The 26,160-nt window shown below is 41.0% G+C and carries 25 protein-coding genes; 7 read left to right on the top strand and 18 right to left on the bottom strand.

What is annotated here, in order from left to right; all coding sequences use genetic code 11:
* Positions 1–79: 79 nt before the first annotated feature.
* The 4 genes from MKX75_RS15525 to MKX75_RS15510 form a co-directional block, all read right to left on the bottom strand.
* Positions 80–1,063, bottom strand: a complete 984-nt coding sequence (locus MKX75_RS15525) for a phosphotransferase (RefSeq protein ID WP_339165926.1) — start codon at positions 1,061–1,063, stop codon at positions 80–82.
* A 230-nt stretch (positions 1,064–1,293) separates the two neighbouring features.
* Positions 1,294–1,992, bottom strand: coding sequence for a hypothetical protein (locus MKX75_RS15520; RefSeq protein WP_339165925.1), 699 nt, complete (start codon positions 1,990–1,992; stop codon positions 1,294–1,296).
* 125 nt (positions 1,993–2,117) lie between these two features.
* Positions 2,118–3,500, bottom strand: coding sequence for a HAMP domain-containing sensor histidine kinase (locus MKX75_RS15515; protein ID WP_339165924.1), 1,383 nt, complete (start codon positions 3,498–3,500; stop codon positions 2,118–2,120).
* Between the two features lie 41 nt (positions 3,501–3,541).
* Positions 3,542–4,318: a response regulator transcription factor gene (locus tag MKX75_RS15510; protein ID WP_339165923.1), complete on the bottom strand. Its 777-nt coding sequence runs from the start codon at positions 4,316–4,318 to the stop codon at positions 3,542–3,544.
* Positions 4,319–4,406: 88 nt separating this feature from the next.
* On the opposite strand from MKX75_RS15510, the gene MKX75_RS15505 reads away from it, so the two are divergent.
* A complete protein-coding gene (locus MKX75_RS15505) occupies positions 4,407–4,664 on the top strand; it encodes a GlsB/YeaQ/YmgE family stress response membrane protein (RefSeq protein WP_024630063.1) in 258 nt (85 codons plus the stop codon).
* Positions 4,665–5,063: 399 nt separating this feature from the next.
* Here the strand turns inward: MKX75_RS15505 and MKX75_RS15500 are convergent, their stop codons facing one another.
* Positions 5,064–5,693: a sugar O-acetyltransferase gene (locus MKX75_RS15500; protein ID WP_339165922.1), complete on the bottom strand. Its 630-nt coding sequence runs from the start codon at positions 5,691–5,693 to the stop codon at positions 5,064–5,066.
* 64 nt (positions 5,694–5,757) lie between these two features.
* Positions 5,758–7,128, bottom strand: a complete 1,371-nt coding sequence (locus MKX75_RS15495; protein ID WP_339165921.1) for an MATE family efflux transporter — start codon at positions 7,126–7,128, stop codon at positions 5,758–5,760.
* Positions 7,129–7,263: 135 nt separating this feature from the next.
* On the opposite strand from MKX75_RS15495, the gene MKX75_RS15490 reads away from it, so the two are divergent.
* Complete coding sequence (locus tag MKX75_RS15490) at positions 7,264–8,154, top strand: AraC family transcriptional regulator (protein ID WP_062834685.1); 891 nt, start codon at positions 7,264–7,266, stop codon at positions 8,152–8,154.
* A gap of 83 nt (positions 8,155–8,237) precedes the next feature.
* Here the strand turns inward: MKX75_RS15490 and MKX75_RS15485 are convergent, their stop codons facing one another.
* Complete coding sequence (locus MKX75_RS15485; protein ID WP_339165920.1) at positions 8,238–9,038, bottom strand: Cof-type HAD-IIB family hydrolase; 801 nt, start codon at positions 9,036–9,038, stop codon at positions 8,238–8,240.
* A gap of 402 nt (positions 9,039–9,440) precedes the next feature.
* Here MKX75_RS15485 and MKX75_RS15480 point away from each other — a divergent pair, with 402 nt between their 5' ends.
* The 3 genes from MKX75_RS15480 to MKX75_RS15470 all read left to right on the top strand — a co-directional run bounded on the left by MKX75_RS15480 (position 9,441) and on the right by MKX75_RS15470 (position 12,595).
* On the top strand, positions 9,441–10,079 hold the full coding sequence (locus MKX75_RS15480; protein ID WP_339165919.1) for a nitroreductase family protein: 639 nt from the start codon (positions 9,441–9,443) through the stop codon (positions 10,077–10,079).
* A 133-nt stretch (positions 10,080–10,212) separates the two neighbouring features.
* On the top strand, positions 10,213–10,638 hold the full coding sequence (locus MKX75_RS15475; protein ID WP_062834682.1) for a MarR family transcriptional regulator: 426 nt from the start codon (positions 10,213–10,215) through the stop codon (positions 10,636–10,638).
* Between the two features lie 400 nt (positions 10,639–11,038).
* A complete protein-coding gene (locus MKX75_RS15470; protein WP_076333899.1) occupies positions 11,039–12,595 on the top strand; it encodes a BCCT family transporter in 1,557 nt (518 codons plus the stop codon).
* Positions 12,596–12,792: 197 nt separating this feature from the next.
* Here the strand turns inward: MKX75_RS15470 and MKX75_RS15465 are convergent, their stop codons facing one another.
* The 4 genes from MKX75_RS15465 to MKX75_RS15450 form a co-directional block, all read right to left on the bottom strand.
* The gene (locus MKX75_RS15465; RefSeq protein ID WP_339165918.1) at positions 12,793–13,728 is read right to left on the bottom strand and encodes an NADP-dependent oxidoreductase; all 936 of its coding nucleotides are present in this window, start codon (positions 13,726–13,728) and stop codon (positions 12,793–12,795) included.
* Positions 13,729–14,102: 374 nt separating this feature from the next.
* The gene (locus MKX75_RS15460) at positions 14,103–15,218 is read right to left on the bottom strand and encodes a stalk domain-containing protein (protein ID WP_339165917.1); all 1,116 of its coding nucleotides are present in this window, start codon (positions 15,216–15,218) and stop codon (positions 14,103–14,105) included.
* 442 nt (positions 15,219–15,660) lie between these two features.
* On the bottom strand, positions 15,661–15,810 hold the full coding sequence (locus MKX75_RS15455; RefSeq protein ID WP_167350828.1) for a hypothetical protein: 150 nt from the start codon (positions 15,808–15,810) through the stop codon (positions 15,661–15,663).
* Positions 15,811–16,198: 388 nt separating this feature from the next.
* Complete coding sequence (locus tag MKX75_RS15450; RefSeq protein WP_083679730.1) at positions 16,199–16,336, bottom strand: hypothetical protein; 138 nt, start codon at positions 16,334–16,336, stop codon at positions 16,199–16,201.
* Between the two features lie 184 nt (positions 16,337–16,520).
* On the opposite strand from MKX75_RS15450, the gene MKX75_RS15445 reads away from it, so the two are divergent.
* A complete protein-coding gene (locus MKX75_RS15445) occupies positions 16,521–16,895 on the top strand; it encodes a transporter (RefSeq protein WP_076333902.1) in 375 nt (124 codons plus the stop codon).
* A 262-nt stretch (positions 16,896–17,157) separates the two neighbouring features.
* On the opposite strand, the gene MKX75_RS15440 is transcribed toward MKX75_RS15445, so the two are convergent.
* The gene (locus MKX75_RS15440; protein ID WP_145148105.1) at positions 17,158–17,730 is read right to left on the bottom strand and encodes a TetR/AcrR family transcriptional regulator; all 573 of its coding nucleotides are present in this window, start codon (positions 17,728–17,730) and stop codon (positions 17,158–17,160) included.
* Positions 17,731–17,862: 132 nt separating this feature from the next.
* Between MKX75_RS15440 and MKX75_RS15435 the strand changes: the two genes are divergently transcribed.
* On the top strand, positions 17,863–18,627 hold the full coding sequence (locus MKX75_RS15435) for an SDR family NAD(P)-dependent oxidoreductase (protein WP_062834674.1): 765 nt from the start codon (positions 17,863–17,865) through the stop codon (positions 18,625–18,627).
* A gap of 136 nt (positions 18,628–18,763) precedes the next feature.
* Here the strand turns inward: MKX75_RS15435 and MKX75_RS15430 are convergent, their stop codons facing one another.
* The 6 genes from MKX75_RS15430 to MKX75_RS15405 form a co-directional block, all read right to left on the bottom strand.
* On the bottom strand, positions 18,764–20,503 hold the full coding sequence (locus MKX75_RS15430) for an ATP-binding cassette domain-containing protein (RefSeq protein WP_339165916.1): 1,740 nt from the start codon (positions 20,501–20,503) through the stop codon (positions 18,764–18,766).
* A gap of 267 nt (positions 20,504–20,770) precedes the next feature.
* The gene (locus MKX75_RS15425; RefSeq protein WP_339165915.1) at positions 20,771–21,397 is read right to left on the bottom strand and encodes an ABC-2 transporter permease; all 627 of its coding nucleotides are present in this window, start codon (positions 21,395–21,397) and stop codon (positions 20,771–20,773) included.
* Positions 21,394–22,254 carry an ABC transporter ATP-binding protein gene (locus MKX75_RS15420; protein ID WP_339165914.1) on the bottom strand — a complete coding sequence of 287 codons (861 nt, stop codon included), beginning with the start codon at positions 22,252–22,254 and terminating at the stop codon, positions 21,394–21,396. The genes MKX75_RS15425 and MKX75_RS15420 overlap by 4 nt, the downstream gene beginning before the upstream one ends.
* A 5-nt stretch (positions 22,255–22,259) precedes the next feature.
* Positions 22,260–22,634 carry a GntR family transcriptional regulator gene (locus MKX75_RS15415; protein ID WP_062834670.1) on the bottom strand — a complete coding sequence of 125 codons (375 nt, stop codon included), beginning with the start codon at positions 22,632–22,634 and terminating at the stop codon, positions 22,260–22,262.
* Positions 22,635–22,652: 18 nt separating this feature from the next.
* A complete protein-coding gene (locus tag MKX75_RS15410; RefSeq protein WP_175623822.1) occupies positions 22,653–22,829 on the bottom strand; it encodes a DUF6440 family protein in 177 nt (58 codons plus the stop codon).
* 482 nt (positions 22,830–23,311) lie between these two features.
* Positions 23,312–26,026 carry an S-layer homology domain-containing protein gene (locus MKX75_RS15405; RefSeq protein WP_339165913.1) on the bottom strand — a complete coding sequence of 905 codons (2,715 nt, stop codon included), beginning with the start codon at positions 26,024–26,026 and terminating at the stop codon, positions 23,312–23,314.
* Positions 26,027–26,160 lie beyond the last annotated feature (134 nt).

Here is a 26,160-nt window from a genome sequence, read left to right as displayed (position 1 = left end):
TCCATTTATTGTATTCATATCTTGAACTATGTTTATATTATAACGTTATCTAAAACGGGAAATTACACTAATCTGCCCCTTAGTTTAACAAAAAAATTTCTCCTTTAAGATATTTCCTAAAATAGTTTTCAATAACTGATGGAAAATTTGCCGCTAAGGATTGTTGTTTATTTGGATTTAGAGAATGGAATGCGAAAGTCCTAATGATTGACCAAATAAAAAATGCTTCTAATAACTCGACATAATTCTCTTCCAGTTGATTTACTTTGCTATACGATGAAATAAATACTTTCCTATTATCTGATGAAAGATGCAAAAATGTTTCAGCCATATCAAATAAATAAAAACCATAGCCACAATTCGAAAAATCTATAGGTTGAGGAGTATCCTCATAAAAAACATAGTTACTCTCATGAAGGTCAGAATGAATAACTCCCCAGTTACTTGGCAAACGTTTATGATGTTGTATCACATTTGCTATTTTATGTGCTGACTCTTCCACATGAACAAACACTTCACTTGAGATAAGCTCTAAATTTACTAACCGTTTTAATTGATGAAGTGATGAATATAAATGATCAGAATTGTATATTGGTCTATTAAAGCCTTCAGGTGCATTCCACTGCATAGAATGGTTATGTAAAGCCGCCATTAAGAGAGCTAAATTTTCAGTTTCATTACTTGTTGGCTCTCTTTGAAGTACGCTTCCATGAATCCAATGATGAATAGTCACCATGATTGTATTTTCGCTAAGATCAGTTGAGATTTCTGTTACCAGATCACCTTGAAGATTTCTAACAGGTACAGGTACGACGAGATTTGTATCTTTAACCAAAGCTTCAAGCCAAATAAGTTCTGATGCGATATTACCTTTTGATTGAATGGAAATCGTTGAGATATGGATTTTGATAAGAAATTTTTGATTATCATTGTTGGTCTGAACTTGAAATGTAACATTATCACTCTTTCCGAGATACACAAGTTTTTCCAAATAGATTGGGTATTGATGTAGAGCTTCTTTCGCCACTTTCGCATAATCTTCTTCAGAAAGCACAGTATTCACTCCAGTTAATGTGATTTTTTTACTTCACAATTTTACCAAGTAGAAATTATTTTCTGATGATAAAAGTTGATTATAACTGAACTTTACTGCTCAGTAATCGAATAAGGCCGCCGATCCTTTTGATCGGCGGCCTCCTTTTTGTAATCAATAACTTGATCTTGCTGTTGTAACAAGATGAGCGCCGGCATACTTTGCTAATTGAATGGCTTACCAACATCGATCACTAAATATTAGTCCAGAAGGCTGTAGATCTGAATGCTCTCCACCTTGGCATCCTTGATATGAAACGACATCACATCCACATAATTGGATGGCTCGTAACGGAAGTCATCCTCCTCATTAGAAGCTCCATCACCAAGCAGTTTCCCCTCAGGGTAGGCGTTTTTGAGTGTATCCAGACTGTCTCCTGCTTTAATGTTTCGCACTGTCGTGTACTTAGGATCTGTGATTTCGATATGAAAAATGGAGTCTTGTTTTCCCTCTGGTATACTGATTGTTTTAATCTCCAGACCAGGATACGTATAAACCTTTTCTGTAAAACCGATTAACGTATCCATGTTTGTTCCATCATCAGCACTGTACGTATGGGATTTCAGGTTATCCGGTTTACCCAGCATCTGTTCCATCTGCTCTTCATTCGCTGTATCCGAAATCGCGATGGTGTGCTCATTATAGACAAAGGCAAGCTCCTTCAGCACCACATTGCCTTCCTTCTCCATTGAACCTTCCTTAATAGCTTCAGTACCCTTTTCTTCAGAACTTTCGGAAGCATTCGCATTTGTTGCTCCTTCGCCTTTGCTCTGTTCATTCGCTGTGTTCTGTCCGGTTGTTGGGGGCGTAGCATCACTGGACTGACAGCCCGTCAATGCCACCGTTAGTAAAGCACCTAGTACGATAAAACCTGCAGCTTTTTTTGTTAAGTTCATCATGATCCCTCCATAAATGTGTGATTTGTTCTTATGAAGTGATTATAAATAAAACATTTGTTAGTCTCATAACAGAAATGTACCAATCTTGTAACGGTACCTATTCAGGCTTGGGTTTAGATGCAGGTCTACGCACGAGGCAAAACAATCGTAACGGTCGTACCTTCCCCGATTTGACTTTCCATGTCGATATATCCATTAAACCGCTCTACAATCTCTTTACAAATGGAAAGTCCAAGACCTGAACCGTTCGCTGTACTTGCATTTTTTGCGCGGTAAAAACGTTCCTGCACTTGCTCCAGCTCATCGCCCGCTATACCGATCCCTTGATCACGTATACGTATAACTACCTCGCTTGGCGTATGTTCCAACTTCAATTCAATTAGCGATGGACTGCCTGAATATTTGATGGCATTATCCACAAGATTGGCGATTGCATGGGACATCAGCATTGGATTTACGTTGGCGTAAACTCTTGTCGTACCCTCATCATCCGGTTCTTCCTTCACTTGACTGACGCTGATCTCGATCCCTTTATCCTTGGCCTTCGCTTCCATATTCATTGCAACTTGCTGAATCAGTTTATTCATTTCCGTCTTCCGGGCTTCGAGTTCGTTAGAACCAGCTTTGTCGAATTGGGATAACAACAACAGTTCATTAATCAAGCGCGTCAGCCGATCCGATTCCTGCAGCAGATGAGCATAGATTTTTTGCAACTCCTCGTTCTCCGTCTCCCCTTCAACCAAGTATTGAGAGAAACCACGAATGGCTGCCAAGGGTGTTTTTAACTCGTGAGATACGTTGGAGACAAATTGTTTCTGGTACTGAATGTAATCATGAAGCTGCCGCCCCATGGAATCCAGCCCATCTGCCAGCATGCCCAGCTCATCTTTCCGGTTTAGATGAACTCTCCGAAACTCCTGTCTAGCGAAACTTTGCGCAGCGCCAAGCAACAGTTTAATCGGCTTGGTTGTGTTGCGGGCAATCCACAGACTGGATAACGTAATCAGTATAATAAATCCGCCTGCGCCGACAAACAGGATATAACGGATCTGATCCATAATCGCATAAAAGTAGGAGATATCCTCCACGAACTCATACACATAAGCGTTTTCGTAGAATTGATCCTGAATGGGCGTCGCGAAATAAAGCAGATGATTTTCCGTCACGGTGTAAGCATAACTGCCACTCAGTGCTTTCTCAATATTTTTGTCAAAAATAAGCGGTTTGCCATCATTAATGATGATGCCATCCACAGCCAGGCCCAGCAATTGCTTGGAGCTGTCATAGATACGTACCTCTTTGCCTGAAGCTTTCAGCTTCTCCAGAGCAAGTCTGACAATTTCCTCCGTCTGGGGCTCACCTGACGATGACCTATGCCGTGCCAACACTTCACGGAAGGACAACTCCGACAGATCTGCCTTCTCCATCATCTGTTTCTCAATGGTAATGAAGCTGTAGTAATCGATGGCTTTATTTACCGCAAAAATGATGATGCCAAAGGACAGCACGGAGAAAAATAAATAATTCAGCAGTAACCGGGTTGCATACTTCAGGCCTCGCCACCTCCAAGCTGATAGCCAAATCCATAGATCGTCCTGACATACTTCGGTTCGTCGGCGTTATCCTCCAGCTTCTTCCGTAATCGCATGATGGTCATATCCACACTGCGACTGTCTCCCATAAAGTCATATCCCCATCCGATCTGCAGCAGTTCATCCCGGGTAAAGATTTTGTCGGGCCTTTTGAGTAACGTTTCCAGAATTTTAAACTCTTTGGCCGTTAAAGACACGGGTATACCGTTTTTCAGCACTCTTCGGCTCTCTAAGTCAAAAGTCAGCTCTTCATGAAGGATACGTGTCGATTGTACTTCTGTCCCTTCACTTGAGTCCTCCCTGCTCTCGTTTCTTCTCAGAATCACCTTGATCCGAGCGAGCAATTCACGATTGTCAAAGGGTTTGGTCATGTAATCTTCGGCCCCTAGCTCTAGTCCCAACACCTTGTCGATTACCTCATTTTTCGCAGAAAGCATGATCACTGGAATGGCACGTTTTCCGGTAATTTCCTTGCACAGGTCATATCCGGAGCAGTCTGGCAGCATCAGATCAAGTACCACTATATCGGGTTGAAAAGAGTCGAGCAGATGCATGCCCGTTTTGCCGTCCTCTGCGGTCTGCACATCGTAGTTCTCTCGCCTCAGCACCAGCTCAATTAAATCTCGAATTGCGATTTCATCATCAATGACTAGGATTTTCTTCAACTGTACACCCCTATCTAGTCTTGTTTTCACCAGCTTCAATCCATTATTAACCCATCTTAGCACAGACACTTTAGATTCCTCCACCAACTGGAAGGTGAGGTATATTCCACTCAGCCCAACATAACTTGTAATAAACCCGAAGAAAGGAGAACAATCCATGGATCTGCTCTGGGTACTCATTGTTGGTGGACTTATTGGCTGGTTAAGCGGCAACTTGATTGGGCGGGACGTACCGGGCGGTGTACTTGGGAACATTATTGCGGGTTTTATCGGTTCCTGGTTAGGAACGGAATTGCTGGGACCAAGGGGGCCGGTGATTGGCGGATTTCATATTATTCCAGCCATCGTTGGCTCGATTATTGCCTTACTCATCTTCTTCGCTCTGGCACGCGGCGGAGCCTTCCGAAGACGTTAACCAAGTGTGGTGGAAACCGATACCATCGTAGATATTCTTATAAGGGTTCTGCCAGGGCATAAAGGTACAGGATAAACATAGAAGGACCGAAAGCATTCATCGATGGAAGAAGAACTCTTACGGTCCTTTTTTTATTTTTGTACTTATTTCATCCATTCTATATTTTAAGAGTTACAGTTTCCTATTATTTTGAATCACTTCCTGGCAAGACGCTAATCATTATGATAGTTATCTTCATTATAATAATGTTCAAAATTTTGTTTCATTTTACTTGCTTCCAAATGGGTTCGGCGGGATTGAACAATGGCTCTAATGATAAAAAACAAAAGTATCAATATAATAATAGAATAAATGATATCCATGAACAAACTCCTCTCTAGAGGGTAGATTTCACTTCCTTTACCATTCAACCTGATCAAAACGCATGTCTTTATAGTAGAACTCTCGATCCTGTTTAGTAATCTCACGAAGAACTCTGCATGGATTCCCTACAGCAATTACATTTGCAGGGACATCCTTCGTTACGACACTACCCGCACCAACGACACTACCTTTACCAATCGTGACGCCTAGTAGAATAATTGCTCCGCTCCCAATCCACGCCTTATCTTCAATAACGACGGGTAACGCAAACATTCCGCCTTCTTTGCGCTTCTCGGGGTGTACAGGGTGACTGGTTACAGCAATCGTTACATTTGGGCCAAACATCACATCATTCCCAATTGTAACTTTGTAGTCATCAACTACGGTTAGGTTGAAATTAATATATACGTTATTTCCCACGGTTGTATTGGAGCCGTATGACATGCGCAGTGGCGGTTCCATCCATACATTTTCGCCTATGCTACCAAATAATTGTTTCATTAATTTCTTCCGCGTTTCAACATCATCCGGATGCAGATTATTGATTTCATAGCATAGTGCCTTACCTCGCTGGCGTGCTTTGGCTAACTCTGTAGCCTCTTCCGGGTAATTGGCATCATCATCTGTAAATAGTTGTTTGTTTGCCATACGTTCTTGAATATTCATACTATCTTCTCCTTTATAGAAAGCTAATATTTATTAGAGTAATTTACATAATCCCTTGTGAAGTTCAGGTTTGTGTAAAGTTTCTAGTTAAGTTGTTCAGCCATTTAAATTGACGATAACGGGTGAAAGCAATAGGCAATTTAATCAATTCATCTAAGCTGATGACGATATATATATAAATGGGAGACACATGCCATACAAATGCACATAGGTAACTAAGTGGTATAATAATAAGCCACATAACAACTGTGTCACACCATAATCCAAATTTGGAATCTCCACCAGCAGGGAATATGCCCGCTATGGTTGTGGAGTTAAACGATTTTGCAATGCAATAATACGCACTAATGTATAACATGCCATCTAGATAACCTTGAGCAACGGGGTTCAAATTAACGATAGAGTACACTAAAGGTTTAATTAGTAGAATCGTGCAGCCTGCAATAACTCCAAAAATTAAAGCGTAATAACACATGTAGTTACCCGCATACTTTGCTTTGTCCATTTCACCCTGTCCCAGATACTTTCCAATAAGTACAGATCCTCCAGTAGCTATGCCCCCACAGAAAACGACCGCTAGATTTTTGACTACGGATGCAATGGAGTTCGCTGCTACCATATCGGAGTTCACATGTCCTATAATGGCAGCCGTAGCAGTAAGCGCTCCTCCCCATACGATATAATTCCCCTGTACTGGTAGCGTATATTTCATAAAATCTTTTAATAGATTACGCTGAATACGGTCACGTACTGGTAAACGAAAGCGAATAGGTCCCTTCGTTAAGGAATGAATCACACAACATGCTAGTTCAATCATACGTGCCAATACCGTGGCAAGAGCTACAGCCGCAATCGCAAGTTCCGGATTGGATGGGAATAGTAAAAAAATGCAAATGGTATTAAATATAATGTTTAAGACCAAGCATAAAGAACTAATCCACGCACTAAGTTTGGCATTTTCCATACTTCGAATCACACTGAGATACATCTGCGATAAGCCCATCACAAGGTAAGAAAAAGAATTAAACTGTAAAAACCTTGACCCGTATTGAATCAATTCAGGATCATTGGTGAATAAGTGCATCAGTGCGTGGGGAATCAAGAAGGAAGACAAGAAAAACAGAATTGATATAACTAAGGAGAACACGCAGGCAATACTAAGAACTCGCTGTATGGTTGGTGTATCCTTCTTCCCCCAGTACTGAGCCGTGAGGATACTCGCCCCCGCTGACAACCCCATGTAAAACAATGTTAATGTAAACGTGATTTGTCCTGCGAGTGATACGGCTGCCATTGCCGATTGACTAATCATACCCAACATAATTACATCAACAGATATCACCGTTGCTGATATTAGGTTTTGTAAAGCAATGGGGATTACAAGCGATATTAACTCTCGATTAAAGTCTGGTTTGCCGAAATCTTGAAGTGGCATGCGTTTTCTCACCTATATCTGTCCTCTCTGTTATTTTCCACAATATAAGAATAGGACATAATTATTGTTGTTTCCATCAATATTGGCTATACTTTTATTAATATCGTATACATTTGTGTAAAGAAGGGATTCTCGATGACAGATTTAGAGGTGTTCTCTGATCTATCAGAACGGTTGGATTATAATCTTCCTGACTTACCCCTTTATGTCCGCAGGGGCAGTCTTCATCAATTTAACAATTATGCAGCAGTTGCACATTGGCATGTAGATCTGGAGTTTATCTACGTATTAAAAGGATTGATGGATTTCTCTGTTAATGGAAGTATCACTCGATTGCATCAGGGAAGTGGGCTCTTTGTTAATAGCCAACGTTTGCATCATGGATACGCTGTTGCGGATCACGACGATTGTTCGTTTCTTGTAGTTGTTATTCACCCCTCCATTCTTGGTGAGAAAACTTCTTATATTCAGACGTACTGGGAGGAGAAATTTAGTTCCAAAATGGCTGATTTTGTTGTCCTCACGGATCAGGTAGACTGGCAGGAAGACGTATTACTGTCCATTCAAGAACTATATCGGGAGATGCACACGGAGCATAAACATCCCAATCCACTACGGTTGGTATCCCATGCGTTATCGTTATGTGCTACAATAGGCGATCAGTTAAAACCTGTTTCCGGCCAACCCGGCGTGTTAACGCATGTTCAGGAAATGACTCATTTCATTCATCAGAACTATGATCAGAAGATAACACTTGAGGAGATCGCATCTGCCGGAGCTGTCTGCAGAAGCCGTTGTTGCCAATTGTTTAACCGATATGTGGGGCAGTCGCCAAACAACTATGTCACCCAATATCGACTTCAGAAAAGCTGTGAAATGTTAAAAGAAACACGGAGATCCATAAGTGAAATTGCTCTTGCCTGTGGTTTTCAAAGTTCTAGTTATTTTTCGTCCATTTTCCGTAAACAGATGGGTGTAGTTCCACAGCATTATCGCAAACAAGTTACGAACATCGACTCTTTGTAACGTTTCTTATCCCATGAAAAATAGGGCAATCATATGATTGCCCCTCTCATTTCGAACATGCGTCGCCTGTTGACAGACGAGTATTACTGCAAATCCAGTATTTTTTGAATGGTTAGAAGAACGCCATTCTCTTCGTTTGATTTCGTAATAAAGTTTGCTGCTTTTTTCGTATTATCACAAGCATTACTAACTGCAAAACTATATTTGGCGATGGCCATGAGCTCTACATCATTCTCGCCGTCACCAAATGACATCGATTCGTCGTATGTTACACCCAACATTTCTTGCAGTTTTTTAACGGTCTCTCCTTTGTGGGTGTGTAATGCCGTGATATCCAGCCATTTTGCCTCCGAGTCAACAATGTAAATTTGTCCACTTAACGTTTCCTCAACATGCGCTTTTAATGCTGTACTACGTCCTTCTGTATCGAAGACCGTAATTTTGATAAAGCGACTCTCGATCGTTTCAAAGGAATCTGTTTTAATGACACGCTCATAGGAGCTTTTAACTACGTTGTACATATCTTCTGAAATGGAAGAACGAATGTAAGCAGCATCGCTTGCACATACGATAAGAGTCATTGTGTTGTCAAAGTCCTGGATTCGAGCAATCGCCTTCAAGGCGAGATCCTTATCCATGCTGAACTCTTTAACGACTTCACCATCTTTTTTAATTCGTGCAGCACTATCACCCAGGATCCAAACACCTTTGCCATACTCATCAAACAATTTCTCCACACGTTCACATTGTTTCCCGGTACATGCGACAAAAGTGACTCCTTTTTGCTGCATCTCTGCATACACTTTTTTGAAGAGCTCGACATCGTACGAACCTTTATTGTTCAGAAACGTTCCATCTAAATCAGTAACTACAAGTTTAATCATTGTTATGACCTCCATTTTTTAGTATGTCCTGTTTGTCTTTTTGATTGAGATGATCTCCCTTTATTCAAACACTTTATAATGAATATTTAATAAGTATCCGAAAAAGGTTCATCATAACATGTCTACCTGTATGATTGCGTGATCTCTCGCTACAAAACAAGATTAAAATATGTAACTGGTTTCATGTCAATCCTTTTATTATCCCTTTGAAATTGTTGTTAAACTCCAGCCCTATTTTGTTTAACTGTGCAAGTGGGCAATGACAAATAATAAGTGATTATTGTAATATTTTGGCGTTAAAAAACTATTGAAATGGACTCGGATTTTGATTATATTTGACTTATCAACAATTGACTAGTCAAACATTGATGCCTCAACAAAATATAAAGGGAGATAATTATTATGAAACCATACCAACAAACAAACGATTTTAACGAGATTATTTATGGACGCCGCTCCATTAAGACATACGATTCATCCGTAAAAATCAGCAGGGAAGAAATGACTCAAATCATCAATGAAGCTAGCACCGCCCCTTCCTCCATCAACATGCAGCCTTGGCGCTTCCTTGTGGTGGATACTCCAGAGGGAAAAGAAAAACTCGTCCCATTGTCCCGCTTCAACAAAGAAAAAGTCGCTCAAGCTTCAGCTGTCATTGCCGTGTTTGCGGACAAAAACAATTTCGATTATGCAGAAAACATCTATGGAAAAGCTGTTGAGCATGGCTTAATGCCACAAGATGTTAAGGACTTTCAGTTGAACGCATTCAAACCGATCTATAACAACATGTCCGATGCTGAAATGAACGATGTCATTATGCTTGACGCCGGTCTGGTTTCCATGCAATTGATGCTGGTTGCCCGTGCACATGGGTATGACACCAATCCAATCGGCGGTTATGAAAAAGATCAAATTGCCGAAGTGTTTGGCTTGGATAAAGAACGCTATGTACCAGTCATGCTACTTACAATTGGAAAAGCTGCAAGCGAGGGATACACCTCCTACCGTATGCCAGCCGAAGAGACTACGTTTTGGGCATGATTTAAAGCGATAGTGCGAGTAGTCTCCACATTATGATATAGTTGCCTTTAGCTGCCGAATGTCGTGGAAGGAATCTGACATTTTTAATATGAAGCTTTCCAAGACATTCGGTACCATTCAAGGAGGGGCAAACATGAATTGTTCGCTGGAACAAGAAACCTTATTAATATTACTTAAAAATATAAGCAATCAGCTGAAACCTAAATTTGAACGTAGTACGGGGATCAGTTCCTCACGATACGTTCTGTTGTATCATCTCTATCTTCATCAAGAAGTTACACAAAGCCATTTGCAGAAGGCCATTCATATCGACAGTGCTGCTATTACACGCCATTTGAAGCAACTGGAAGCAGACGGTTTGGTGTCACGAAGAAGAAACCCCGATGATCATCGGGAAACTTTCGTCCGGTTAACAGAACAAGGGCTAACGCATATCGCCAATTTCAAGCAGGATCGAAACCAGTTTCTTCATCAGATGATACTGGATTTCAGTGAAGAAGAAGTTGCAATGATGACCGACATGCTCAAACGCATGCAAGTTAATCTGAAGGATCTGTAAATTTATGATTACAGTCAACAATTTTTTGGAAGCCAACCTATTCTAGATCAGAATCTTTTTCAGGTGACGCGCAGTAGCTAGTACATTGCCCCGATCCATTTAATGATAGCGATATCCTTCCTCATTATTATCTAATACAACACATTCATTAATCTATCCTTCCCTTCCAAAACTGCAATTATAGACACAAATCGAAACCACTGTTCCTTAACGCACCTGTTCAATTCATACGTTTATAGGCACTATATATTATTCAGGCAAGATCAAAACAAACCGACGGGTGTTTCATTACACGGCGGTTTGTTTTATTTTACAACAGCTGGCTTTCCGAAATATTACTAGATGGACTAGCACATACTAAGAAACAGTTGGCTGAAGCTTACATAACGGAGGTCTCATCATGGTATTTACAATCACAATTATCATCGTTGTACTGTTCGCAATATGGGGAGCGGTCGCTCCTGATCAGCTGGCGGATGTGGCTAACGTTGCCTACAACTTCTCTATCCAGAATTTTGGCTGGTTTTATCTGCTAGCGACACTGTTCTTCCTGATCTTTGCTTTTTATCTGGCGTTCAGCCGATTTGGCGGTATTAGGCTGGGGGATGACGATGATGAACCGGAATATTCGACGGTTTCCTGGCTGTCCATGCTGTTTAGTGCTGGAATGGGCATTGGGCTGGTGTTCTGGGGAGTTGCTGAACCGCTGTCCCACTATTTATCTGCACCGGAAGGGGCGGTACCCGAAACAACGCAAGCAGCAAGACTGTCAATGCGTTATGCCTTTTTCCACTGGGGACTGCATCCTTGGGCAATCTATACCGTCATCGGCTTAGCACTTGCTTACTTCCAGTTCCGGAAAGGCTACAAAGGGCTAATCAGTTCCACCTTTATTCCTCTGATCGGTGAGCGTCTTGCTGCAGGGTGGCTAGGCAAGTTCATTGATATTCTGGCAGTCATTTCCACCATCTTCGGTGTTGCAACCTCGCTTGGTTTGGGAGCACTACAGATTGGTGGGGGTCTGAATTACTTATTCGGTATTCCTAACTCGACCATGTCCCAGGTTGTCATTATCATCATTGTAACCGTACTGTTTTTAATCTCGGCAACCTCCGGTCTGGATAAAGGTATTAAGATTCTTAGCAACACCAACCTCGTTATAGCTGTGCTGTTAATGCTATTTGTATTGGTGACTGGACCGACTTCTTTTATATTTGATACATTCACGACAACTTTGGGCAGTTACATGCAGAATATTATTAACATGAGTTTGAGACTGACGCCGTTCTCAAGAGAAACCTGGATTGGAACATGGACATTATTTTACTGGGCATGGTGGATCTCGTGGGCTCCCTTTGTCGGTACTTTTATCGCAAGGGTATCCAGAGGAAGAACCATAAAGGAATTTGTAATATACGTCATGGTTATTCCAAGTCTTTTCGGATTTATCTGGTTCTCAGTCTTCGGCGGAACAGGAATTCATATGGAGTTGTTCAATGCCGCTCATTTGGCGGAGGCCGTCAAAGAAGATGCGACAACCGCTCTATTCCTTATGCTGGAGCATCTGCCTTTGAGCACGATCGTTGCATTCATCGCTACACTCCTGATTATGATCTTCTTTATTACATCGGCTGATTCGGCTACCTTTGTGCTGGGCATGCTGACGTCGGATGGCAAGCTGGACCCGAGTACAAGAGTGAAATTAACCTGGGGAATCTTACAGTCCTCCATCGCGGTAGTACTGCTGATTAGCGGGGGGTTGAACGGCCTACAGACGGCCGCCATTGTGGCCGCATTGCCGTTCGCTGTTGTCCTTATCGGTATGTGTGTCTCCCTACTCAAGGCTCTGCAGGCCGAAGACAGAGAGCGCCGTCAGAAGGAAAAACGGCAGCGCCAAAAGCTGAAACGACTGCTGGAGGAACAAGAAATCTCGCTGAATGAGATATCTGGTAGGTAATGTATACTTGATTTGATCTCTGTAGAAAAAATGGTGCCTGCCTCCAGGCAATCGGATTATGGTCTTGTCCATTCCGGCAATCGGTACAAATTCTTGTTCTGGGCTTAGACAAGAATTTGTACCGATAAAATAAAAAAAGCCGCAAAAATAGCGACTTCAATGGGAATATGTGTTTATCGTTTTTTCAATCTCCTTGTTTAAAATGTAATGACAATTTTACCAACAGCGTGGTGAGTTTCACTCAAAGCATGTGCATCATAAATACCCTGTCTACTAAACGGGAATGTTGCCCCTACAATCGACTTGATTTTTTTCTCTTCCATCAGATCAGCCATTCTCTGCAATTGATCACCATCTGGCTGTAGCCAAATCCCCTTTGCTGATACATTGTGAGACTTAGCCGTATCATGATTGGGTTCACCAACAATGGTAATCAATCTTCCGGTATTTTGTTTAAGTACCGTATAGCTTTTCTCAGCTACTTCTCCACCCATCGTGTCGAACACCAAATCTATATCTTTTAGAATGTCTTCAAAGTTTTCCTTTTTGTAATCAATAACTTGATCAGCACCTAATGAATAAAGAAGTTCATGATTTTTTTCACTTGCAGTTGTAACAACATGAGCGCCGGCATACTTTGCTAATTGAATGGCATAAATACCTACACCACCAGCGCCAGCGTGAATAAGTACAGTTTCACCTTCTTTTAAATGGCCATGAGTAAACAATGCCTGCCATGCTGTTAAACCCGCTAAAGGTACAGCCGCAGCCTCCTCATATGAGATTGAATCAGGTAGTTTTGCCAGTAGGTGCTCATCAACTGCTGTATACTCAGCATACGTACCGAAACGAGTTGTTTCAGGGCGACTGAATACGCGGTCTCCAACGTTCCACTTCGTAACGTTTGAACCAATTTCACTTATGACTCCAGCTGCATCCCACCCTAAGATAATAGGAAATTCCCAATCAAACATTTCTTTTAAGTAGCCCTCTCTTAATTTCCAATCGATTGGATTAATGGATGTAGCCTCTAGTTTTACAACCACTTGATTAGCTTTTGCACTTGGTTTATTCACTTCCTGCTCAACTAGCTCTTCTTTACTCCCATATTGATTAATCACAACTGCTCTCATTTTTGTAACACTCCTTTAAGCGAATAGCCTTTTACGTGCTATTCCCTATTATTTAGATCTAGTCACTGCGTAAATGAATATTATCCTTACTTATTTTTTAACAACTGGGATAAAATTATGCAAAAAAATTAACTAAATGGTTGTCAAAGCACCTTTGCCTTCGACTATGTATTTACTGATTACCCTCTTGAAGCAACGCTGTAATGGTCGGGTGCATAAGGCCGGCCGCTAGTGCGGCTCCCACTGGCTAACCTGATCATACGAAAGCCGCAAAAAATAGAGCCAGACATTCCCCCATTGAGAAAGGCCCGACTCTATAATTGTTAGAAGAATTTCTATTACCAAAGTTCAACTGTACCTCAGGTAACCTTGTATTAGGATAGCCGATGAATTGACCATACTATATCCGTACTGAATCCAATGGATAGACCATCAGCTTCGTAATATAACCCGACTTGATCACCTGCCTCCAGCTCTACATCACCGGTTAACGTCACCGTCGCACTACCTAGTACAGTTCTCATCGTTAAAACTAACGGTATATTAACGTCAAGGAAAGGCATATAACCATTTATTAAATCAATATTGTCATTCTTCTTTACAGTAAAAACCGGATCAATGCCTCTTCCTATGCTTACATTGATTGGTGTGTCAATCTTATAATTAACAGTTGCATGTATGGCATATCTACCACTGTCCGGTGCCGTAAATATCCCTGTAGAAGGATTAAATGTAGGGCTTCCGTAATATGGAGACGCCTCGCTCCAATTTGAAAATAGCGTGCTACTATTGATTGAGTATGTCGTACTGGTAACAGAAAATCCTTCCGAGGTAAAAGAAGTCCCCGGTTGGCCTGGATCTCCCTGCGCCCCCGCCGGGCCTGCTGGTCCTTGTGCTCCAACTGGCCCCGAAGCTCCTTGTGCTCCCGTGGAGCCTGCTGGTCCTTGTGCTCCAACTGGTCCAGTTGCTCCGGTATCGCCTTTATCTCCCTTGGCTACATCGCTTGTAGAATTCTGCGATTCTTCGACAACTGATGGCAAAGTACTGATGATGATGGTTTTGATGGTGGAATTCCATACTACTTTTGCTCCGAATAATTCTGCAATAAAACGTACGGGTACCATAACCCGATTCTGAATGATCTTAGCAGGTTGATCGAGTGCGACCTCCTCCTCTACATCACCGATATTAACGCTGGCAGTCGGTTTGCCAATAATTAGAATACCCGATGTATCTCCTTTAATAACCGTTATGGTTTGTGTAGAACTGTTCCAGTTAAGAGACACACCGAGCGATTCTTCAAGAACCCTTAAAGGTATAAGTGTGGTTCCTTTATGAACAACGGGTTTGACGTCACTCGGGACTACACTATCATTAACAATAATAGAGATCTCGTCTAGTTGGCCAATTGGAGCCGCCTGAGCAGCAGAAACCACAAAAAACGTCATTACAAGCAAAAATACCATGGATAATTTCAATCTTTTTATCACTTAACTTTCCCCCAATAATGAATTTTGATTCCTTAATCCCGGTTGCGATTATCTATAGAATTCGAGCCCTGCGATTTCAACTAAAGCCGCAACAAAAGGACCCTATCATTCTCTACGTAGACATTGTAGACAAAATGATAGGGAGTTGTAGTCATACGAAAGTAGTATTATTGTTTTGGAAACATGAAGTGTTCATCTAGCCTCGATCAAATAAAATAACAGAGCCTTTTCCCTTTTAGAACTCTCTGAAGTGCAGATATCTTTTTTTGCTACCTGCTCGGTTAGCTTAATGAATTAACGAGGAAATGAAAAAACCTCAGCTGGGTTAACCGAGCTGAGGTAATAAATTTGTACCTACCACTGTTTTAGAGTCTTTAGATTCCGCATTAGGTGCTTCGCATACCCCTAATTTTTGGGACTACTAGAATCGCACCTATCTTCTTTACTTAATAACTTCAACCTTTTTGTCCCCTGCTGACTTCGCTACCTCTAACGTTGTATTACCTTGAATAGCGACTATCAAGCCAGTAGCCAACATAGAAACGACTAAAGCTGCGCTGAGGACTGTGGACATTTTTTTCTTCTTGATCATAACCATACCTCCAATTTAAAATTACAATATTTCACTTTTTTGGGTAATCCATCTGGTGATTGTATTATAGCGTACTGACAATGATTGTAAAAGGATTTTTTTCCTTCCCACGGTTGCCTCTTAAATAGATTCGACTGAGGTTTACGGATCTGGGGATTACCATCGTGTTTGCCGTTCTAAAACTCCAATGATTCAACATTAGGAGGATATTCTGATGAGAACCAAATCCCTAAAATTAATTACAGTTGGTGTGTTAGGGGTTGGAATAGGTATTTTGTGGTCAATGATCTTATTCTTAGAATGCAAAAAGCTCAACATGGCAATGTTTTAAATACGTTTGCAACGAACAGTAACGAAAATAAAATCGTATACAAAATCTTTCGCGAGCTTATCCATGATATTGTATCGATCTAACTGTACCTTTTTCTAAATATTGCAGGCCATTTTCTCTTAATGATTTAAATCTGTTCGAATGTGCAAACAAGGTAATCTCAAACCCTGCTTCAATAAACTTAATTGCGTACATGCTCCCGATGACACCTGCACCAAAAATTTATCTGGATCAATTAGAATTAAACGTTCCACCAAACCATTCCTTAACGCCTGACAGGATTATGACCAAATTTGCGGCCTTCTATAGGCTCCTATCCATTCCCCTGCTCAATTGCCTACATACAATACACTAGACTAATGAACAGGAGTGATGTTGTATGACATTTTTACCACCTTTTGGACCTGGTGGAGGGTTTGGCGGACCTGGGGGTCCCGGAGGACCCGGTGGAATGCCAGGTCCTCCATCGTTCCCCGGGGGTGGAGGCGGCGGACCACAAGGCATACAGCCACCTACCGGGCCGCCACCATCATTCATTCCACAGCAACCCGCTTCGCTATTTGCGGTAGATCCAAGAGCCATATCCGGCTGTCTGTTTCGCTACACATATATTTGGCCGGATCGTGGTCCAGGTTTCTGGATGTTCCCGGTATTTGTCGGCAGAAATTCGGTGGCGGGCTTCCGCTGGAATGGCTTCTTCTGGATGTACAGCGGCATTGATCTGCAGCGAATCAGCTCGTTTAGCTGTTTCTAGAATTAAATACCCTGTATGCGGATCAATCCGCATACAGGGTATTTTACATGTATCTTATAAGAATAAATAGACGTTAGCTACTCAACCATTGAGGATCAAAAATAGGCATATATTTTCACCCTTTTACTACTTGTTTTTGAAGAAATCGAGCTTGAACACATAATGAAAAAGAGACGTAATTACAATAGCGCCAAGAGGAATCAATAAATAAACCCAAAGTGGATTATTAGGAACTTCACCAGAGGGTGTTCTCCACCTTAAATTACACTATTTTTTCAGCATTTCCCTTCGGAATAGTGACCCCACAGAACTCATACAAAATATCAGCCATGTACGTATCACTTTCTTTCATACCATTTAACGCCCATTCAATTAAAACGCAATAAAATCCACCTACATAAAACTGAGCAATATAGTTTTCTTTGAAAGAATCGTCGTAGGTTTTAACTACAATTCTTGTGGCTAATTTGTGCAGGTATTCATTACACTTGGCCAGTAATAAGTAACTAACGTTGGATTTTACCAGATTCTCTACTAAGATTTTCTCATTCCTGAAACATTTGAAAAATAATAGGGTTGAATAATAATTATCAAAGTTCTCCCCTGCCAATGCCTGATCAAAAAAGTCAGCAAACACTTGATCAATGCGTTCCACGATTACATCCTCAATGATGTTGTAATTTCTATAGAACCCCATGCGTGAAACACCAGCTTTTGTACACACCTCGGTAATAGATATGTTATTGAGATTTTTGGTTTGCATTAATATCATGAGTGCATTGAAGATCCATTCTTTCGTCAGTGCACTTCTGACTTGATTAGATGGGTTTGACATTACAACATCTCCTTTTATGTCACACTTACCTTGAAACGCATTGATATCTTTATGTTATACACATTATACTGAGCTCAACGAGACGTTACAACAGTAACATCTTAGCGAATAAAATCTGAGGAGGAATATAACATGTTTAAAAAATTGCAAGATACGGTGGCATTGGTAACTGGAGCAAGTAGTGGGATCGGTGAAGCAACTGCCAGAAGGCTCGCTGCTCAAGGAGCAACCGTTGTCCTTGTCGCACGTCGTAGAGATCGATTGGAGAATTTGGCTTCCGAGCTGAAGAACCTTGGAGGTGAAGTTCTTGTAATAGAAACAGATATAACAGATAAGAAGCAAGCGGAACATGCAGTTCAGCAGGTTATCGATAAATATGGACGTTTGGACACCGTTATAAATAATGCGGGACTCATGTTAATCGGGGGTGTGGCAGAGGCGCCCTCAATCGAATGGGAACGAATGATATCCGTAAATATAAATGGGTTGTTATACATATCCCATGCTGCATTACCGTATCTAATCCAATCAGCCTTGACTTCCGACCGAAAAGTTACTGATTTAATTAATATTAGTTCAGTATCTGGACGCAAACCATCGGCAGGGCAAGCGGTATATAGTCTCACGAAATCGGGTGTTGCAGCGTTTACTGAAGCACTGCGGCAAGAGACTGCCGGGCTTAACGTTCGTGTGGCTGTTTTAGAGCCAGGTGCAGTGGGAACGGAACTAGGTAATCACTTACGTGACGACGTGCGTGAGCAACTTTCCAATATTCTGAGCCATATTGAAGTTCTTGAAGCAGAAGATATTGCAGAAACAATTGAATTTATTGTAACTCGCCCACGTCGCGTTGCGGTAAACGAGATTTTGGTTCGTCCAACAGATCAAGCCATGTGATTCTGATTCTTATTAGATACGGTTACGATGCATTACGCATAAACATGATTGGCCTTCCATTGGCCTGCTAAACAAAAAAAGTCGCTAAAATAGCGACTTTTTTTCGGGTCTATCATTTCAATCATAGCGTCGTAACTTAAAGCAACTTAATCAGCTCTTCTAGCTCATCAACCAAACTTTTTGCAAGTTCAAAATTAGTATCTTTTAAAGCCAATTCAATTTTCATTTCAACAGACTTTTTCTTTTGTTCATTCTCTAGATAGTTTTCATCAAAATGACTCGTATAAATCATCTGTCTAAATTCTTCTATACTCATTTTACTAATCGTCTTGTCCTCAATAATTAGAACATAATCCATACCATTGACAACAGAATAGAAATCATGAGAAATCATGATAATCGCACCTTTATAGTCTTCAATGGCTTTCTCCAATGCGATTTGTGTATAGATGTCTAAATGGCTTGTCGGTTCATCTAGGAGCAATACGTTGGCTTGACTGGCAGAAACTTTAGCCAATTGAAGCATGTTTTTTTCTCCGCCAGATAAAGATTCAATCTTTTGATCAAGGATTTCTCCTTCAAAGCCATAGTTTGGAAGATACGATCTAATCTCGTCATACGTTTGAAACCCTGAATCAATGAATTCATTTAGTATGGTATTCGAATCTTTTAGCATTTCGCCTTGCACCTGAGATAAATAAGCGACGTTAACATCCGCATTGATTTCAATGGAATCCTGATTGTTTTTAAAGATTTCTCGCAGTAAAGTCGTTTTCCCGGTACCGTTTGGACCGATCAGGGCTACTTTATCTGTCGATTTGATCTCAAAGTTCACATTTTCCAAAAGCAACTCGTCAAAGGCAACGCTATAATTATTGACGTTAACCACAACGGTGTCTTCGATTTCCTTTTCGATACCAAAACGGATATTCGGCTGCTTGATATCGACAAATGGCTCTTTGATTCGACGTGCTTCCAATCTCTCTTGAAACTTGACTCTGGCTTTTAACGCTCTACCTCTGGAGGCTTCCGAATTATATGTGGCAATCTCTCTAAGATTGTCGATGATGTGATCGTATCTCTCAATTTCTTCAGCTTCAGCAACCGCGATTTCTTGCAGCTCGATCTTCGTCTGAAGCAGCGAGAAGTTATAATCAATATAGCGCCCGTCAAACTCTTGCAGCTCTGTGTTTTCCAGGTGTATGATTTTGTTGAAACAATGGTTCAACAGATATCGGTTGTGCGTAACGACCAGCAGCATTCCCTTGTGGGTGTTAATCAATTTTTTAAGCGCGTTCAGGTTTTCAAAGTCTAAAAATACATCAGGTTCGTCCATAATCATGAAATCTGGACGATTCAGCATTTCCTTCATCACTTGAATAAGTTTGAATTCCCCGCCGCTTATGGCGGATATACTAAGATCTTTGAGCTTCATGAGGTTGGCCAGGTTTAACTGCTTATTGATGTTTTTTTCGTAATTATCCCCATCCATCGCTTCGAAGGCATCCAAAGCCAATTGGAGTTTTTCCATCAGGGAATCCATATCCGATGTGGTTTCCATTTCAGCATAAATGGCTGTAATTTCATCTTGTATCTTGATGAATTCTTCTGCGATATATTCAAAAACAGTCATATCTTTTGTTTTGTCTACTTGCAAAAACTGACTCACATACCCGATTCTGCAATCGGGATCTATCTCTAACTTACCCTCGAACAAATATCGTTCCGGATCCATCAGGATATCGATCAGTGTACTTTTCCCACTGCCGCTTGTTCCAATAAAAGCACAATGTTGTGCCTCTTCAAACGTAAATGAAATGTTTCTATATAGTTCCTTTTGTGGAAATGAGAAGGATAAGTTTTCAACTTTTATCATAGTGTTACCTTTCTTTATAACTAAATTGGTGGCTATTATTGAATATATTGTCGAACACAGACTTTTAGAGTAACACTGTTTACCACCAAGTACAATCGATTTTTAGCCCTCCAGTGTAGAAATGAGCATCGAACGTTATGAATGAATGCAAAGAGAGCCGATAACTGCGATTCTGCTCGAAATCATCGGCTCTGCGCTTTAGCGTCTGGCTCTGAGATAACAGATCATTCGATTGTACTACATTGATTAAAGTTACCTGTTTATGCATCATAATTCTTTACGACTTAGCCATCTGGGGCATAAGATCCATGAGAGTATATATACGACTATACTAAAGGCAGCTACGATTCCATATACTAAAAGCAAATTTTCTTCGATGTTCATATAGTAGCCTAGCAATGTTCTTAATCCTGCAATGGCAAGGGCAGTAACTACATAAGAAAGGATTATTCCGGCAATACTTTTTTCTCCATCGAGTAAAAAAGAACTAGGGATATTCACACTGGCTGGAAGAAATGCAAGAATCAGCGCAAAGGATACATTCACATATACAGCAGATATCTCAAAGCTCGATAATATCATTGAAGCAATCACACAAATGATCGTAGCAACCAAAATTCCAAAAAGACTAAGGAGCACATACAAACCATATTTGCTTGAAGCACTTTGAATCCTTGAGACAGGGAGAGTAGCACAAAATTTATCCCACTGCGCTGTTTTGTCATTTTGAATGCTCATTACTGCCATCATTCCAAATGAGGTTCCTGCGATTACAATCAAAAGCCAAGGAGAGCTTACGACGGACAAAACGACTCCAATGACGACCATTAATAATAGGGGGATAAGTAACGCATCCTTAATAGCATAGAAATCTTTCAGCATAAGTCCTCTCATGTTCTCTCCCCCTTTATATACAACAGCATAATATCATCAATGGTGGCAGGATCAATCACTGCATTCGGGTATTTCTTTTGTGCCAAATCTTTATCAGCAACTAATACTTCCCAAGCATAATCCTGCTTTCGGTAAGAGATTATATCTTGTTCTTCGAGAGCATCAAACTGTGCTGCACCACATTTAATGATCCCGTACTTATATCGCAATTCATCTTTTGGTTTGTTGAAAATTACCTTGCCGTTATGAATGAATACGATATAATCAGCGACTTTTTCCAAATCACTTGTGATATGTGAGGATACCAGAATAGAGTTACTTTCGTCCTGCACAAATTCCAAAAATAGATCCAGAATATCATCACGAACAACAGGATCAAGTCCGCTCGTCGCTTCATCCAATATTAGAAGTTTGGAACCATGAGAAAGTGCCACAGCGATAGACAGCTTCATTTTCATCCCTTTAGAAAACTCTTTGATCTTTTTGTCTGCAGGTAAGGATAGTTCATTCAGCAAAGAATAGTATTTCTCTTCGTCCCAAGCTGCAAAGATATTTTGGAAGACACGGTTTAGCTTTTTAGGTGATAATCCTTCCGGGAAATTACTGCCGTCCAACACAACACCAATCTGATTGCGAACAGCATTGTCAATTTCCTGATCCTGCTTGCCCAAAATCGTCACCGTGCCGGAATCCTTGTTTTTCAAACCAAGAATTGAATTGATCGTTGTACTTTTTCCTGCCCCGTTTTGGCCAATCAATCCCACAATCGACCCAAGCGGCACATGAAATGATACATTGTCCAGAACAAAGTCGTGATACGCCTTTGTCAGTCCATTTACAGTCAAAGCATGATTCATGATCATTACTCCTCCTCATAGAACAGCTTTAATAACTCGATGAGTTTTTCGACAGGAATACCATTTGTGCGCCCAATATCTGCGGCTTCCTGCAAAAGTCCCTCAGCTTTGCGCTGGATTTCTTCTTGATAGAAATTTTTGTTCTGCGCGGATACAAAACTTCCCCGGCCTACGGTAGTCTCTATAAAACCGTCTCTCTGCAAATCCTCATAGGCTTTTTGAACAGTGATCACACTGACATGAATGGATTTTGCCATAGAGCGCATCGATGGAATGGGGTCGCCAGTCTTTAATTCCCCACTCATAATCATCGCTTTGATCTGTGATGTTATCTGTTCGTAGATGGGCTTACTTGTATTGCTGCTTATGATAATCTCCATATACATACTCCGATTAAATTATTTTTTTAGTAAAGGTTTACCCTCTTTATCCAGTAAAACGGTAAGTCCTGATCCAACATTAGGGAAAATAGCAAGTAGATATTGCACTCCAGTTTCATTGTCAGTGATGACTTGTGTCATTACTGCACTTTCCGCTTGAGTATGCTCCACTCCAAATCGAGGTTCATTTTTCATCGTTCTCCTCCTCACTTTGCGTTTAAACACCGTTCTGTTAAAAATTCGGCGCTGCAACCTGTACTACATTGTACTTATCACACAAGTACAATATAGTACACAGGAGTACAATTGTCAATTATACTTATAAAGTCTTTAGTACTTCCCCATCAATGCTATAAACGGCTACTGAGATCTCTCCCCGCATTATCGTTTCTCGTTAGCTCAATCCTATTGCAGTCTGTAGGCAGTCTATAATAAAAGTCTTACGAAAGGTGATACACTAATGCATATCTGGCACCCCATACAGGTTCATCTTCGTTATTGGAAGATGAACCTGGGCAATGTTCCGATTATATCGACCGTTTCTACAATAAACATCCGTGAGTTAGGATGATACATAAAAAAACACGAGGCGTGAAAGCAGATCCTCGTGTTTTTGTATTTACCGTAACTATGGTTTGCACTTTCCGAATACGTTGCTAATTAATGTAATTAGAAGTTTATTGTATAACATGCAATGCTCGATACATCATCGCCACAAACTGTGCACGCGTCACGGGTTCATCCGGCTTAAATTTTCCGTTATCCCCGAGTACAATCTTGAGTGCTGCCAATGCAGCGATGTAATCATAACTCCAATGCGTTGTAGGAACATCTTGGAAAGCAACTGTTCCACCTGGTTTTATCTCAAAGGCGAGCGTCAAAATTTTGGCCATCTCTGCACGGGTCAGCGAATGGTTTGGATTAAAATTCCCATTAGCTCCATCGACTATTCCTGCTTGTTGCAGTGACATGATGGCTTCATAGTAAGGATGGCTTGGTGATACGTCAGAAAACGAAACTGCCTCACGTATGGGATTAAACTCGAAAGCACGTGTGAATATTAGAGCCATATGATGGCGCTTGATGTGTTCATTCGGGTGAAAAGAACCGTCGGGATACCCTGCTATTATCCCTTGACTTGCTAGTTCCTCAATCATTCCTTTTGCCCAATGTCCTGAAAGGTCGTCAAAAGTAACGACGGGTGGTTCAGGTTCCGGTTTGGGTTCTTCTGGGGTAGGTTGCGGATTGGGTGTTGGTATCGGTATTGAATTTTGAGGAGGCGTTGGATTATTTCCTCCTGCATTATTGTTAGAAGAATTGTTTATACTCCACTTCGCATACAACGTCTTATCCGCTGTAATGACATCTTTCGTAAAGTTCCACTGGTTAGTGAGAGCTGCCTCTTTAAACCAACCACCAAATGTATAACCTGGTCTCGTTGGTGTGCTCGGTTCAGTTGCCTGTTCATTGTAAGGTTTATTCTGAAGCGCTACCAGACTTCCTCCATTTGACTCAAAAGACAAGGTATAGTGATTAATTTCCCACGCCGCATACAACAGGACATCAGCTTCGTTTATATGGAAAGTATCATTCGCTACATAGCTTTTCCCACTTCCATCTGCTTCCGTATTCCAACCAATCAACGTAAATCCAGTCTTCACTAGACTTCCAACATTATCAGCGACGGTTACACTGCTCCCCGCTTCATAGGTTTGACTATCTAGGGGTACCTCTCCTCCAGTAGCTCCATTCCCGTCATAGCCTACACTATAATTGATAATGGTGAATGTAAGGGTAATCGAATTACCTGCGGCATCTGTAACAACAAGTACATAGGAACCTTCAGCGTCTACAGGTGTGCCACTTATAAAGTTTTGCCCGTTTAATGTTGCTGTACCTTCATTAAAGGTAATGGTTCGGGAGGAATTATAGCTCTCTCCATCTGTTACACCTGTAACGATCGGAGCTGTAGTGTCTAATGTAATACTTGCTTGGGCCGAGCCTATATTTCCTGCTCGATCAATTAAACGTACATACACCGTTTTATTTCCATCTCCAGTGGGTAATGTGTAGCTTTTTATGGAACTAAAGGCTTCAACTCCCGACCAAGAACTATTGTTATTAGAAAATTGTACCGCTACCACATCTGTTACACCGTTGCCTAATGATAGATTAAGCATTATGTCACGATTAGTTGTATACACGTTGCCATTATTAATAATAATAGAGCCTGTTGGCACTTCGGTATCCCGTGTTATGGTTTTTTGATATTCAATTGATTGGTTCCCTGCACGATCAACTAGTTTAAATCTCAAAACTTTATCTCCATCAGTAATTCCTATTGATAGCATAAAGCTTGGTACATAAGGCATCTGTGTATAGGGGCTTCCGTTAAGCGAATATTGGATATGCGTAATATCAGTTACTCCAGGATCTGGATTTATTGAAATAAGTACAGCCGAACCATTCGTGTATTCGTTGCCTAGATTTACAATAATCGTCCCTGTTGGAGGGGTCTTATCTATTCGAAATTGAATCGTTTCTAATTGACTGCCTGCCGTAACCGTTAACGTGTACGAGCCTTCAGCAGTAAGCCGTGTTCCACTTGTAAATGGACTTCCATTCAAAGTTGCTGTACCAGTGTTGAATATTGGCGTTACATTTGTATTGTATAGACCTCCATCTGCGACTCCAGTTATTTCAATATTCGCAATTTCAGAATACGTAATAATTAAATATGGCCCCAGACTGCCGCCATGTGCATGATTTTCGGTCATTTGTATAAAATGATCAGCATGTGTTATTCCTGCTTCAGCTGCTTCTTGAGCCGTCATACCCGATAGTATGAAGGTTGCTCTAGGATCAGGTTCCGCGGATTCCCTTGATATATAGCTAGTAAAATTAAACGGGGCTAATGTAGGTTTAAGTTGGGGGACATTATTGGATAATAATCTTGATTGTGCAGAACCTGACGTTGGAGCTGGTGGCGATGTTATTCCACTATCCTGTGCCCAGTTATGATTTGTACTTGTTGAAACTTTTAGCGAAAAATTAGTTGTTGCCTGAAAAGTACCACCTGTTACAGGCAGATACAAATTCGCAGTTTCAACTTCATACCCTGCAGGGATTGTTGGCAAATTAAACTTTAGTAATACCTGAGCCTCTAAGGGAACACCAAATGTTCCTTGATAGCCCACATCCAGATACCCGAGGTTTCCATCCTCATAAATCATTCCAGACTCATAAATGATAGTTGTATCCTCTGCTGCATAAATAGGTGACGAAACTACATTGGCAGAAGCTAAACTTTGATTATTAAAAATTACGATGCATGTCATACACACGATTACAACGAGCATACTTGCAATCGAGACAACTCTCTTTCTCACCATGTACACTTCCTTTCATACCATTCCTTATTGTTCAGAATGACCTCTTTTCATTTGACTCCATCTCAACATCATAGTCTCGTCATAGGATATTTAAGTCCTACGAAAGTAGTACTACACAAAAAAACAAGGAAGCG

The organism is Paenibacillus sp. FSL R5-0341, from assembly GCF_037975235.1.
Taxonomy (GTDB): Bacteria; Bacillota; Bacilli; order Paenibacillales; family Paenibacillaceae; genus Paenibacillus; species Paenibacillus amylolyticus_A.
This window is presented reverse-complemented; position numbering and strand designations above follow the sequence as displayed.